Annotated in this window: 10 protein-coding genes; 1 reads left to right on the plus strand and 9 read right to left on the minus strand. The window is 35.6% G+C overall.

What is annotated here, in order from left to right; translation table 11 throughout:
• Positions 1-34 precede the first annotated feature (34 nt).
• The 8 genes from polA to MHI57_RS08760 all read right to left on the minus strand — a co-directional run bounded on the left by polA (position 35) and on the right by MHI57_RS08760 (position 10,985).
• Entirely contained in the window at positions 35-2,671 is a 2,637-nt protein-coding gene (polA, locus tag MHI57_RS08725) for a DNA polymerase I (RefSeq protein ID WP_095372315.1), read from the minus strand.
• Between the two features lie 447 nt (positions 2,672-3,118).
• Positions 3,119-4,879: a two-component system histidine kinase PnpS gene (gene pnpS, locus MHI57_RS08730; protein ID WP_095372314.1), complete on the minus strand. Its 1,761-nt coding sequence runs from the start codon at positions 4,877-4,879 to the stop codon at positions 3,119-3,121.
• Positions 4,876-5,589: a response regulator transcription factor gene (locus MHI57_RS08735; protein ID WP_307312682.1), complete on the minus strand. Its 714-nt coding sequence runs from the start codon at positions 5,587-5,589 to the stop codon at positions 4,876-4,878. Before MHI57_RS08735 ends, pnpS begins: the two co-directional genes overlap by 4 nt.
• A gap of 175 nt (positions 5,590-5,764) precedes the next feature.
• Entirely contained in the window at positions 5,765-6,238 is a 474-nt protein-coding gene (locus MHI57_RS08740) for a MaoC/PaaZ C-terminal domain-containing protein (RefSeq protein WP_095372313.1), read from the minus strand.
• Positions 6,239-6,444: 206 nt separating this feature from the next.
• Positions 6,445-7,392, minus strand: coding sequence for a malate dehydrogenase (mdh, locus tag MHI57_RS08745; protein ID WP_233435212.1), 948 nt, complete (start codon positions 7,390-7,392; stop codon positions 6,445-6,447).
• 205 nt (positions 7,393-7,597) lie between these two features.
• Positions 7,598-8,869 carry an NADP-dependent isocitrate dehydrogenase gene (gene icd / locus MHI57_RS08750; protein ID WP_180317068.1) on the minus strand — a complete coding sequence of 424 codons (1,272 nt, stop codon included), beginning with the start codon at positions 8,867-8,869 and terminating at the stop codon, positions 7,598-7,600.
• Positions 8,870-9,018: 149 nt separating this feature from the next.
• The gene (citZ, locus tag MHI57_RS08755) at positions 9,019-10,137 is read right to left on the minus strand and encodes a citrate synthase (protein ID WP_307312681.1); all 1,119 of its coding nucleotides are present in this window, start codon (positions 10,135-10,137) and stop codon (positions 9,019-9,021) included.
• Between the two features lie 392 nt (positions 10,138-10,529).
• Positions 10,530-10,985: a DUF441 domain-containing protein gene (locus MHI57_RS08760; protein WP_095372309.1), complete on the minus strand. Its 456-nt coding sequence runs from the start codon at positions 10,983-10,985 to the stop codon at positions 10,530-10,532.
• 209 nt (positions 10,986-11,194) lie between these two features.
• Between MHI57_RS08760 and ytvI the strand changes: the two genes are divergently transcribed.
• Entirely contained in the window at positions 11,195-12,316 is a 1,122-nt protein-coding gene (ytvI, locus tag MHI57_RS08765) for a sporulation integral membrane protein YtvI (RefSeq protein WP_340975880.1), read from the plus strand.
• Between the two features lie 171 nt (positions 12,317-12,487).
• Here ytvI and MHI57_RS08770 read toward each other — a convergent pair whose 3' ends face one another.
• Positions 12,488-12,877, minus strand: a complete 390-nt coding sequence (locus MHI57_RS08770; protein ID WP_095372307.1) for an FxsA family protein — start codon at positions 12,875-12,877, stop codon at positions 12,488-12,490.
• Between the last annotated feature and the right edge of the window lie 53 nt (positions 12,878-12,930).

Genomic DNA, 12,930 nt, shown 5'->3' on the forward strand with positions numbered 1-12,930 from the left:
ATGACTCCTTTTTTCAATCCGATTGTGAACTCACTTACTTCGCATCAAACCATGTTGGGCCGTATGAATAATCTACTTTTAACGGTACTTTTAACTCTACGGCATGCTCCATTACATCTGGAACAATTTCTTTCAGTTTTTCTATTTCTTCTACCGGTGCTTCAAATATCAGTTCATCATGCACTTGTAATAAAAGCTTGGATTGTAATTGTTCATTCTCTAAGCGATCAGCCATGTCTATCATCGCTTTTTTAATAATATCTGCGGCACTTCCTTGAATGGGTGTATTCATAGCCGTTCTTTCCGCAAAGCTGCGAAGATTAAAATTCCGACTTGTGATTTCCGGTAAATATCTACGACGGTGAAGTAAAGTTTCTACGAACCCTTTTTGTTTTGCTTCTTGCACAATATCTTCCATATATTGTTTAACTGCAGGGTAGCTTGTTAAATAGCGATCAATAAATTCTCCAGCTTCTTTTCTTGTGATAGATAGACTTTGTGAAAGGCCGTAATCACTTATCCCGTAAACAATCCCAAAGTTAACTGCCTTTGCATGACGCCGCATATTTGCCGTCACTTCTTCTTTTGAAACATGAAAAACTTCCATAGCTGTCTTCGTATGGATATCTAAATCTTCCTTGAATGCGGAGATTAGCTTTTCGTCACCTGCAATATGAGCGAGAACCCTTAATTCAATCTGTGAATAATCTGCTGCAAAAATAACCCAATCTTTCTTTGAAGGAATAAATGCTTGTCTAATCTTTCTACCTTCTTCTAAGCGAATCGGGATATTTTGTAAGTTAGGGTCTGTAGAACTTAATCTCCCCGTTTGCGTTAACGCTTGATTAAAACGGGTATGCACTTTATCCGTTTCTTTATTGACCACCTTTAGTAAACCTTCAATATAGGTGGATTGTAGTTTCGCTAATTGACGATATTCAAGGATTTCTTTGATAATCTCATGTTTGGATTCTAATTTTTCTAATACATCTGCTGAAGTAGAATAGCCCGTTTTTGTTTTCTTCATAACTGGTAAACGCAGCTTATCAAATAAGATTACCCCTAATTGTTTCGGAGAATTAATATTAAATGCTTCTCCAGCATACGCGTGAATTCGATTCTCAATGGCCGCAAGCTTCTCTAATAGCTCTGTTCCCATTGAACGCAGGCGTTTCAAATCCACTTTAATACCTGCCGATTCCATATCAGCAAGAATCAATGATAAGGGTAATTCTAATTCGTAAAAAAGAGCAGACTGCTGGTTCGTTTGTAGCGACGTATCCAATTTTTCATAAAGCGAATCCATTGCCACTGCTTTCCTTACAATATGAGGAGCAAGCTCTTCTTCCTTTGGAATACTCCTTTTTGCTCCTTTCCCATAAAAAGCTTGATCGGATTGAACTGCAGAGTATCCGTGATTACGCGCAATAGAAGCTAAATCTTCAATTGTTTCAGAAGGGTTGATAATATAAGCTGCTAAAAGGATATCAAAGTGGATACCTTTTAAATGAATACCATGATGTCTTAGTGAGACTTCAGACCTTTTCGCATCATATACGACCTTTGGAGAGGCATCATCTTCTGCCCATTTTTTAAACACATTCGATTGACAAGCGTTTTTTGTTGAAATAAAGAAGTTTCCATTTTTGTTTGTGACTGCAATTCCAAGAATATCTGCGTAATGATAATTATCCTCTAACACCTCGATATATAATGCACTATCTCCATCCAATTGTTCCTCGGTAAAATCAGTAACAATCTCAAAATTAATTTCTTCAAGCTCGGCTGTTCCGTCTTCTGCTAAATCAAAGCTTATCTTTTCTAATAAAGAATTAAAACCGAGGTCTTTAAATAAATGATATAGTTTATCTTCATTCCATCCTTCATAAGCTATTTTATCTAGCTCTACTTCAATCGGCGCTTCTCTTAAAATTGTTGCTAATTCTTTACTCATTAAAGCTTGGTCTTGAAATTCCTCTAACTTCTCTTTTAATTTGTTACCACTCACTTGATCTATCGATTGAACTAATTGTTCTAATGTCCCAAACTCCTTTAATAATTTTAGTGCAGTTTTCTCCCCGACACCTGGCACACCCGGGATATTATCGGAGCTATCTCCCATTAGCCCTTTCATATCAATGATACGTTCAGGTGAGATACCATACTTTTCCTCGATATGCTGAGGGGTGTACTCTTCTATATCAGTAATCCCCTTTTTCGTAATTCCTACTGTTGTCTTTTCCGAACTTAGCTGTGTTAAGTCTTTGTCCCCTGAAATGACCTTTACTTCAAAATCATCTTGTTCAGCTATTAAAGATAACGTGCCAATAATATCATCTGCTTCATAATTCTCTAGCTCATACCGAGCAATTTGATAAGCATCTAGTAACTCTCTAATCACCGGGAACTGTTCTGAAAGTTCTGGCGGCGTTTTTTGCCTTCCACCTTTATATTCAGTAAACGTTTTATGTCTAAACGTAGTTTTACCGGCATCAAATGCAACAAGAATATGAGTAGGTTTTTCATCTTCCAAAATGCGCATAAGCATCATCGTAAATCCATAGACTGCATTCGTATGTATGCCTTTATCGTTATTTAATAATGGAAGAGCAAAAAAAGCTCGATAAGCAATACTATTTCCATCTATTAATACGAGTTTTTTCTTTGTCATCTCGCCACCAACCTCCTTCGCTTCTTACAAAGTCATTTCATTGAATACACTTCGAAAAAGCCATTATCTATTCTATATTTTATCATGTCTAAAAGAATAAAGAAAAATTAGGAATAGAAATTCATAGGGCTATCGTTCTTTAACGAAGAGATTTACAAAATTTGATGAAGTATATGGTATTTGTGGAGGTGGGAACTGTAGAAATTTTTAGGTGATGGCCACTTCTTTAGCGCATAGCAGCACCACTTACAATATTATAAATTGGAGTTGTTTAATATCATTCATTTGATTATTGTTTATCACAGACTAGAACTTCTTTCTAAAAAAAGAGAGAGCGGGGTAGCTCTCTCTTCTTCACATCATGTGATGAAGGGGTTTTACAATACTAATTGTAACCCCCTATTGTTAATGGCATAAAAAAACAATGTAAACTTTTTGTAAAACTCTTTATTCGCTATCAGGTAACTTCTTATAAAACGTAAGTAAAAAGGCCGTGCCCTTTCCACTCTTGCTTTCAACAGAAATCAATCCTTTATGTGCTTCTAGTAAATGCTTCACAATTGCCAGACCAAGACCTGTACCACCTGAATTTCTACTCCTTGCTTTATCTACTCGATAAAACCTTTCAAAAATTCGCGGAATCTCACTTTCTTTAATGCCTATCCCCGTATCAATTATTTTTATATACACTTTTTGTTGATCTTCTGTTACACGAATAGACACTTTACCTTCATTTGGTGTGTAAGAAATAGCATTGGAAACAATATTAAGGAATATTTGCTTGATTCTGTTAACATCAGCTTCCATTTCGATTATTTCATCTTCACATTTATAATCTATGGTAATTTCTTTTTCCTCCGCACGTCTTTTAACCATCATTACTACTTCATTTAAGACACCAATAATATTCACCTCTTGTATAGAAAGGTGAAATCCTTGTTGCTCAATTTTTGATAAATCAAGCAAATCTTGAATGAGTGTTTGCAATCGTTCACTTTCTTGGAGGATAATCGTTAAAAATTGTTTAAGGGCATCTTGATCATCCATTGCCCCGTCTAAAAGCGTTTCTGAGAACCCTTTTATAGAAGTTATAGGTGTTTTTAATTCATGTGAAACATTCGCAACGAAATCTCTCCGCACCTGCTCCAATTTCTTTATCTCAGTAATATCATGGAAAACCAAAAGTACACCTTTCCATACATCATTCGTGCCGATAATCGGAACACCGTAGACTTCGAAATGTTTTCGATGAATACCAATAAGGATTTGTATTTGCTTTCTTACCTTTTGTTCTGTCATAAATAATTCTTCAATAAGCTCAGTGATTTCTTTATATTCAATGACATTATAATACAGCTCGTCCATGTATTCTGTCACATCAGCATGAAAAACTTCTCTATATGTACGATTCACAAGGTTAATATAACCCTTACTATCTATTAAAATTAATCCACTACCCATGTTTTCAATGAGTGTACTGAGTCTATCTTGATGCATCTCTCTCGATTTCTCCATATCTTGCAAATTACGTGCAAGAATATTAATTGAGCTATTTAACTTACCTGCTTCACCGACATCATTATCATACGTTCTTGCCCGATAATTCCCTTTCGCTAACTCAATAGCGACTCTCGTTGCAGAATCAATCGGTCTTGTATATCTATTCGTAATAGCGGCCCCTAAGAATATAATCAAAATTAATGCTAGGCTAAGACAGATAATTAGGATCCACCAGATTTGCGAGTAACCACTTTTTACTTCATCTATTTCGGCACTTAAAAATAAATAATACGAATTCGTACCTTCATTTAATTCCTTCCAAAAGTAATGATAATCGTCGCCTACGACTTTACCAGCCTGCCCATCAGAGTCAGGTGCACCTAATATTTCACTTATTGTCTTACGGTTTTTCAATTGAATATCTTTATTCACGCTATCAAATATCACTTGATCATTTGCATCGGCAATAGTAACATTAACACCTAACCAGCTAGCAAACTGGTCGACCTTCTCTTGAGTAAGTTGTTCAATTCCACCTATTTCCTCAATCTGGCCTGCTACTAGCTGAATCTCTTTAGATAAGCGTTCATCTATAACATTTATATAATAGGATTTAAATAGCTGACCTAATAACAAGCCTAAACAAAGTAAAACAGCGATAATCAACGTAATGATAGCAAAAAATAGTTTTGAACGAAAAGTTTTCATTCAGGCTTAGGCTCCTCTAGCTTATAACCAAGCCCACGAATCGTTTTAATATATGTTGGTTTTTTTGAATTTTGCTCAATTTTATCTCTTAAGTGACTAATATGAACATCTACAATCCTTGTATCACCCGCAAAATCATAATTCCAAACAGCACTCAGCAATTGATCGCGTGTTAATACTCTACCTTTATTTTTAGCAAGATATAATAGTAGTTCAAACTCTTTTGGTGTCAGCTCAAGTAATTCGTCTAGATAATAGACCTCATATCTATCTGGATAGATTTTCACTCCAGCTATACGTATACTATCATCCTCATCTTCTGAAACAGGTTCGTCAAATTGGGCTTGTGACCTTCTTAAAATGGCCTTTACCCGCGCAACGACTTCTCTCGGACTAAATGGCTTTGTCATATAATCATCTGCACCTAACTCTAGGCCAAGAACTTTATCGAACTCATCGTCTTTTGCAGTTAACATGAGTATTGGTGTATTCACTTTCTTTTGTCTAATTTGTTTACACACTTCAATTCCATCCAGCTTAGGTAACATCAGATCTAACACAATCAAATCTAGCTGTTCACTTAAAGCAAGATTTTTGCCTTCTTCTCCATCAGATGCTGTTAGTACTTCATAACCTGCTTGTTGCAAATTATATTGTAGTAACGTTACAATTGACTGCTCATCATCAACCACTAGAACTTTTTTATCCATAAAAGCCTCCGATAAATAGATTCCCCATTAGTATAAACCAATTACTTTAGTAAAACCCCTTATATAAATGTATTATAATATAAAAAAGAAAAAAAAGCGTGCCCACGACAAAAAACTAAGCAGTATAAATTACTTTTGCTTAGTTTTTTTGGTCAACTATCCTTACAATTCATGATTAGAAGTTTTCTAGCACTTTACTGTTGAGACTCTCAAGTGGATAGGGTGGACATACTTTCATTCGGCCATATAATACTGTTTCATTTTCTTCATTCGTTGCTTGTACCTTCATTTCAATACTATGCTTCTCTTCATCCACATGAATTACTTCCATCAAGAATTCAATTGTAGAATAGTGATAAACAGGTTTAACATATTCTAACTCTTGCTTAAGTATGTGGCTACCCGGTCCAGGGAGATATTTTGAAACACTAGATGAGACCATACCATTCAGCATAATATTGGGTACAATTGGTTTTTTATAAGGCGTTTGTGAAGCATAGTCATGCTGTAAGTATATGGGATTTGCATCATCTGTTAACCCTAGATATAATAATAAATCCCTATCTTCAATTTTTTCCGTAAAGGTCAGCTTCTCTCCAACCGAAATTTCCTCAAGTCTTCTACCTATTTTTCTCTTCTTCCCTAACATGGATGCACCTCCGATTTTTGTAACCGCTTGCAAAAGATTAAAATATAAACTAATTTTTCTGTTTATTTATAATTATATTAACATTTTATTTTAATAAGTAAAAGAAAAATAGTAATAATAATTTCCTTTCTATTGTAAAGTTAACAAAAAATAAGCGAAGCTCAGGTAAAAGACGGAACTTCGCCAACAAGTACTTTCTTTATAGATTAGTTTTGTGACAATATCGATATCACCTGACGCACCGACTCAGCTGACTGATCTAATGCAACCTTTTCTTCTTTTGTTAAATCTAATTCGATGACTTTTTCAATCCCATTTGCACCAAGGATTGTTGGCACACCTAAATAAATGCCCTGATAACCAAACTCTCCTTCTAAATAAGCGATTGCAGGAAGTATTCTTTTTTGGTCCTTGATCATAGCCTCTACCATTTCTACTAAGGCTGCTGCAGGTGCATAGTATGCACTACCATTCCCTAATAAACTAACAATTTCTCCTCCACCCTTTCGCGTTCGATCGACAATTTGTTCTAAACGATCTTTGGAGATTAATTTTTCTAAAGGGACACCGCCTGCATATGAATACCTAACAAGTGGAACCATATCATCACCATGACCTCCGAGCACAAACCCTGTTATATCTTTTATGGAGATCTGTAACTCTTGAGCTACAAACGTACGGAACCTGGCACTATCGAGCACACCCGACTGGCCAATAACTCGGTTTTTAGGAAAGCCTGTTTCTTTAAATATTGTATAAGTCATCGCATCCACAGGATTTGATAACACAATAATAAGCGAATCGGGAGAATACTGTGCAATTTCCTTCGCTACATTCTTCATAATCGTTTCATTTGTTTGAACTAGATCTTCCCGGCTCATCCCTGGCTTTCGTGCAATTCCAGCAGTAACCACGACAATATCTGAATCTTTCGTATCTTCATAGTTTGCTGTACCTAAGATATTTGCATCAAATCCTTGAACTGGACTTGCTTCTAACATGTCTAAAGCTTTTCCCTTTGTCGGATTTTCCATTTGGGGAATATCAACTAATACAACATCTGCTAATTCCTTTTGTGCCAATAAAAATGCAGTCGTCGCTCCAGTAAAACCGGCTCCGATAACAGAAACTTTCTTACGCTTGAGTGTAGACACTTGCAACATCTCCTTATGTATTCATTTACAACTATTCAATTTATAACCGCTTCTTGTGAGATTAAAACATGAGGAAACAACTTAATTTCATATATGATGGAATTTATCTTCCACTGAATTTTACATCACAATCAATAAGGATGAGGTTTTTAAATAAAAAGAAAGCAGGCTCAATTTTTAAATTGAACCTGCTAGATCAAGTTAATTAGTCCATGTTTTTGATTAGGACGTCACCGAATTCAGAACATTTCACTTCAGTAGCTCCGTCCATTAGACGAGCAAAGTCATAAGTTACAACTTTAGAAGCAATAGATTTTTCCATAGATTTTTCAATTAAATCAGCCGCTTCATTCCAGCCTAAATGTTTAAGTAAAAGCACACCTGAAAGAATAACAGATGAAGGGTTTACTTTGTCTAAACCTGCATATTTAGGAGCTGTTCCGTGTGTAGCTTCGAAAATCGCATGTCCAGTTTCGTAGTTGATGTTTGCTCCTGGAGCAATACCGATTCCACCAACTTGTGCTGCTAACGCATCAGAAATGTAGTCACCGTTAAGGTTCATTGTTGCTACTACATCAAATTCCGCTGGACGAGTTAAGATTTGTTGTAAGAAGATATCAGCAATTGCATCTTTAACGATGATTTTACCAGCAGCTTCAGCATCAGCTTGCGCTTTGTTTGCTGCATCTACGCCACTTTCATCTTTAATGCGGTCATATTCAGCCCATGTGAATACTTTATCGCCGTATTCTTTTTCAGCTAGTTCGTAACCCCAATTTTTAAATGCACCTTCAGTAAATTTCATGATATTACCTTTGTGTACAAGTGTTACTGATTTACGACCTTCGTTGATTGCATAGTCAATTGCAGAGCGAACTAGACGAGTTGTTCCCTCTTGAGAAACAGGTTTAATACCGATTCCAGATGTTTCTGGGAAACGAATTTTATTGACACCCATTTCATCTTTTAAGAAAGAGATTAATTTGTTTACTTCATCTGTACCTTTAGCATATTCAATACCTGCATAGATATCTTCAGTATTTTCACGGAAAATGACCATGTCAGTATCTTGTGGGCGCTTAACTGGTGAAGGAACACCTTCAAACCAGCGTACTGGACGCAAGCATACGAAAAGATCTAATTCTTGACGCAATGCAACATTTAAAGAACGAATTCCTCCACCAATTGGTGTTGTAAGTGGTCCTTTAATGGCGATTAAGTATTCATTAATTACATCTAAAGTTTCTTTTGGTAACCATTCGCCTGTTTGGTTAAATGCTTTTTCACCAGCTAAAACTTCTTTCCAAGCAATTTTACGCTCACCTTTATATGCTTTTTCAACCGCTGCATCTAAAACACGAGAAGCAGATGCCCAAATATCCGGCCCAGTTCCGTCACCTTCGATAAAAGGAACGATTGGTTCATTTGGTACATTTAAAACACCATTATTTACTGTAATTTTTTCTGCTGCCATAATAATTTCTCCCTCCAATTTCCTTGTGTTAAAAGTAACACATCACAAACTTACCAGAATCAAAGGCTAGAAGGCAAACCCTCTAACCTTTCAGTAGCTTGCTTATCTTTATTTATTATTATCATCTGTTTTGAAAAAACTCAATAAAAAGTTTACCCTCTTTGTTCAACAGGAACGTAAGCTTGCATTCCTGGACCTGTATAATCAGCACGTGGACGGATTAAACGATTATTAGAGTATTGTTCTAAAATATGAGCTAACCAACCAGAAACACGGCTAACTGCAAAGATTGGTGTAAAGAGATCGTGATCGATACCTAAGCTGTGGTATACAGATGCCGAATAAAAATCAACATTAGGAGGAAGATCTTTTTCTCCAGTCACAATTCCTTCAATTTTTGTAGACATTTCATACCAATGTGGTTCGCCTGTCAATTCTGTTAATCTCTTAGACATTTCTCTTAAATGTTTCGCTCTTGGGTCGCCTTTTCTATATACACGATGACCGAAGCCCATTATTTTATCTTTATTCGCTAATTTTTCACGAATAGCAGGTTCAACATTATCTAATGTACCGATTTCTTTAAGCATTTTCATTACAGCTTCGTTAGCACCACCGTGTAGAGGTCCTTTTAATGCACCAATAGCTGCTGTAATACCTGAGTACATATCAGATAATGTCGCAACACAAACGCGAGCTGTAAAAGTAGACGCATTTAATTCATGATCAGCATGTAGGACAAGTGCTTTATTCATTGCTTCAACTGCTACATCTTCTGGTTCTTCCCCATTTAACATAAACAAGAAGTTAGCAGCAAAACTTAATTCCTTTTTAGGAGCAATTGGCTCTAAGCCTTTTCTCACACGCGCAAACGCAGCAACAATAGCTGGCACTTTTGCTTGTAAACGGATGGCTTTTCTATAGTTCGCATCCTCTTCCATTACATCTGCTTCTTCATCATAGAGACCAAGAAGAGATACAGCGGAGCGAAGAGCTGCCATCGGATGAACTTGATCAATTGGATAAGTCTTAAAATGAGCAAGAACCTCTTGTGGCAAATTCATATTTTCTGCCAATTGTGCTTTTAATTCATCTAGTTGTGATTGTGTAGGTAATTTACCATGCCATAATAAATAGATGACTTCCTCAAAACTAGCATTTTCTGCCAAATCATCAATGTTATAGCCTACATATGTTAAAGTATCATCAATGATTGAACTGATAGCAGATGTAGTAGCCACTACACCCTCTAGACCGCGTGTCGCTGTCATAACAAACCATCTCCTTCTTTGAAATATTTTCCCCAAACCCTCTGTCTGCATGAATCTTATTCATTAAGTTGTTATCAGATAAACCTGATAGCTCTATTGGCTATTGTAGCCGATTTAATCCAGCTAATATGTATTAAGCTGGGAGACAGACTAAATGACATTCTTAGTCAGATTTCCATCTGACTGAACAATCTCTGAACGTATGCTCAGTACAAACATGTACAAACATTAATGAAAGAAAATGCTTACATTTTCTTTTTGGTATAAAGTATCTACTATTTTCATAGACTCAACTATCAAACCTATTTGTACATGTATATTATAAACAATTATCTGACTTTTGTGAAACGAAAAATTCATAAAAATACAAGTGATTGATAGCTTTCTACCAATTATTGAATATACTCAAATATCTTCATGAATAAATAGGCGATACCCGCTCCGATTAGCGGACCGACTGCTACTCCTTTAAATAATGTAATAGCTAGAATTGTTCCTAGAACAAGAGCAGTCGTAATATGTGGATCTTCTGATAGGAGGGTAAGCCCACCCTTTGCTAATAATGCAACGATAATGCCTGATATACAAGCAACCCAAGCATAAGGTGATTTAAATGCATCTGCTAGATCTTTGAACCCGATTGCTCCACTTGCAATAGGGGCTAAGACAGCAATCGTAATAATCGTTACACCCCAATTAATACCCTTACTTTGGATAAATGAAAACACTTTTAACTCTGTTCCGACTAATTTTAACAATAGGAGGACAGCAATCGCAAATATAAGAGATTGATTTTTAGCCACAATACTGATAGCTAAAAGCAGTAGTAAAAACAGGAATGACTCCATATTCTATCTCACCTTCCTGTTAATGATGTTATTTTAACATAATTTCGAAAAAAGATAAAATTAATTTCTAATTCGCTCATTTCGCCAGTAAAGATAATGAGGACAAAAGAGCATATTTTAGGTTAAAAGATTAAAATTAGCGTCTAGAAAACAATGTCAGATTATTCAACCTTTTTCACTTAAAATACATTAAGGAGGAGCGCCAAACAATGACAAGTGCCCTACATTACCAAATCATGAGATTCTTTTTTGTCTTAGTCATCATATTTACTTTATTATTTGCTAGTTTTTACTTGTCATCCATTGCTTATCCTTTTCTAATTGGGTTAGGTATTGCATACATCATTAATAGGACAGTCAATTTTTTTCAATATACATGTAAAATACCACGATCTTTTTCTGTTTTCATTTCTTTATCATTACTAATAGGCGTCATTCTGGGCGGCGCAGTTATTTTAATCACTGAATTGGTCTCTGGGGCAGCTCACCTATCAAAAGTTGTGCCAGCACATGTACAAGTGTTTATTACACATATAGAACACTGGATCGCCAATCAATTTATGCCTGTGTTAAATAAACTAACCAGTTTATTTAAGCATCTAGGAACAGAACAACAAGCAAGCGTTATGGCCAATATAGAAGAAATAGGTAAGAATATAGGACAATCATTAGGACTTTTTCTACAATCTTTTTTTGAAAAGCTGCCTGCGTTATTCTCATGGATACCTAATGCAGCAACTGTCATTATTTTTTCTCTTTTGGCTTCATTCTTCATTAGTAAAGATTGGGAAAGAATAAAACTATTTTTTCTTAATCTGGCACCTGAATATGTAAGACGCAGTAGCATTACCGTCTTCACTGACCTGAAATCTGCCCTTTTTGGCTTTATAAAGGCACAAGCAACTTTAATTTCAATAACTACTCTTATCATCTTGTTGGGCTTATTAATATTAAACATAGATTATGCGATGACAATCGCCATTATCGCCGGTATGGTTGATATTCTTCCTTATTTAGGAACAGGTATCATCTTTATTCCATGGATTATTTATTCCTTTTTTATTGGTGAAACAACCATTGCAGTTGGACTTTCTATCCTGTACGTGATTATTATCGTTCAAAGACAAGTGATGGAACCAAAGATTTTATCTTCCAATATTGGTTTAGATCCATTGGCGACTTTAATCGCTTTATTTATTGGCTTTAAACTATTTGGATTCCTCGGGCTGATTATTGGTCCAATTATTCTTGTCATCCTTTCTACTTTGTACAGAGCAAAAGTATTCACAGATATTTGGTTTTATATAAAAAATGGAAGAGAGGAGAAATAGAAGTCAGCCATTATAATAGATGCTAAATTTGAGGTACTCCTTTTTGAATCTCGACTACAAACCTATACTTCTCGCCAATGTAAAAATCCGAACATAAACGAATTGGAATATGTTCGGATCTCTTTTTGTCTATTCTTTTTTTAATATATGGGATCACCTTTGTCTAAATGCTCACCATTTTATCACTTTGATGTTACCATGGTTAATACGTCTTCTAAGGAAGTGATACAAAATAATTTTTAATTTATTTCTTATAAAAGGAATTAATAAAAGAACACCTATAAAATCTGAAATAAATCCTGGTAACACAAGGAAAATACCTGCTATGAATATACAAAGACCGTCTAGCATGGAATCACCCGGCATTTCCCCACGGCGCGTTTCCATCTGTACCTTTTTCATTACTTCCATCCCTTGCCTTTTTGCTATATAAACGCCAAAAACGCCAGTCAATATAATTAGAAGAAATGTCACGGCCACACCTAAAGCCTTACCGGCAAGAAGCAGTACAACAATTTCAATCGCCGGGATTAAAATTAGCGGTAATAATATATAGCGCATTTAGCCACCTCATTATATTTTATATATATAATGATATCAAAATTATGGGCTCG

The organism is Cytobacillus sp. FSL K6-0129, assembly GCF_038007625.1.
Taxonomy (GTDB): domain Bacteria; phylum Bacillota; class Bacilli; order Bacillales; family Cytobacillaceae; genus Cytobacillus; species Cytobacillus kochii.

Excerpts from the sequence above, each read along its gene's own strand:
- citZ (WP_307312681.1), bottom strand. The coding sequence starts at position 10,137 with ATGACAGCGACACGCGGTCTAGAGGGTGTAGTGGCTACTACATCTGCT.
- MHI57_RS08740 (WP_095372313.1), bottom strand. The coding sequence starts at position 6,238 with ATGTTAGGGAAGAAGAGAAAAATAGGTAGAAGACTTGAGGAAATTTCG.
- MHI57_RS08770 (WP_095372307.1), bottom strand. The coding sequence starts at position 12,877 with ATGCGCTATATATTATTACCGCTAATTTTAATCCCGGCGATTGAAATT.
- MHI57_RS08760 (WP_095372309.1), bottom strand. The coding sequence starts at position 10,985 with ATGGAGTCATTCCTGTTTTTACTACTGCTTTTAGCTATCAGTATTGTG.
- MHI57_RS08735 (WP_307312682.1), bottom strand. The coding sequence starts at position 5,589 with ATGGATAAAAAAGTTCTAGTGGTTGATGATGAGCAGTCAATTGTAACG.
- pnpS (WP_095372314.1), bottom strand. The coding sequence starts at position 4,879 with ATGAAAACTTTTCGTTCAAAACTATTTTTTGCTATCATTACGTTGATT.
- polA (WP_095372315.1), bottom strand. The coding sequence starts at position 2,671 with ATGACAAAGAAAAAACTCGTATTAATAGATGGAAATAGTATTGCTTAT.
- ytvI (WP_340975880.1), top strand. The coding sequence starts at position 11,195 with ATGACAAGTGCCCTACATTACCAAATCATGAGATTCTTTTTTGTCTTA.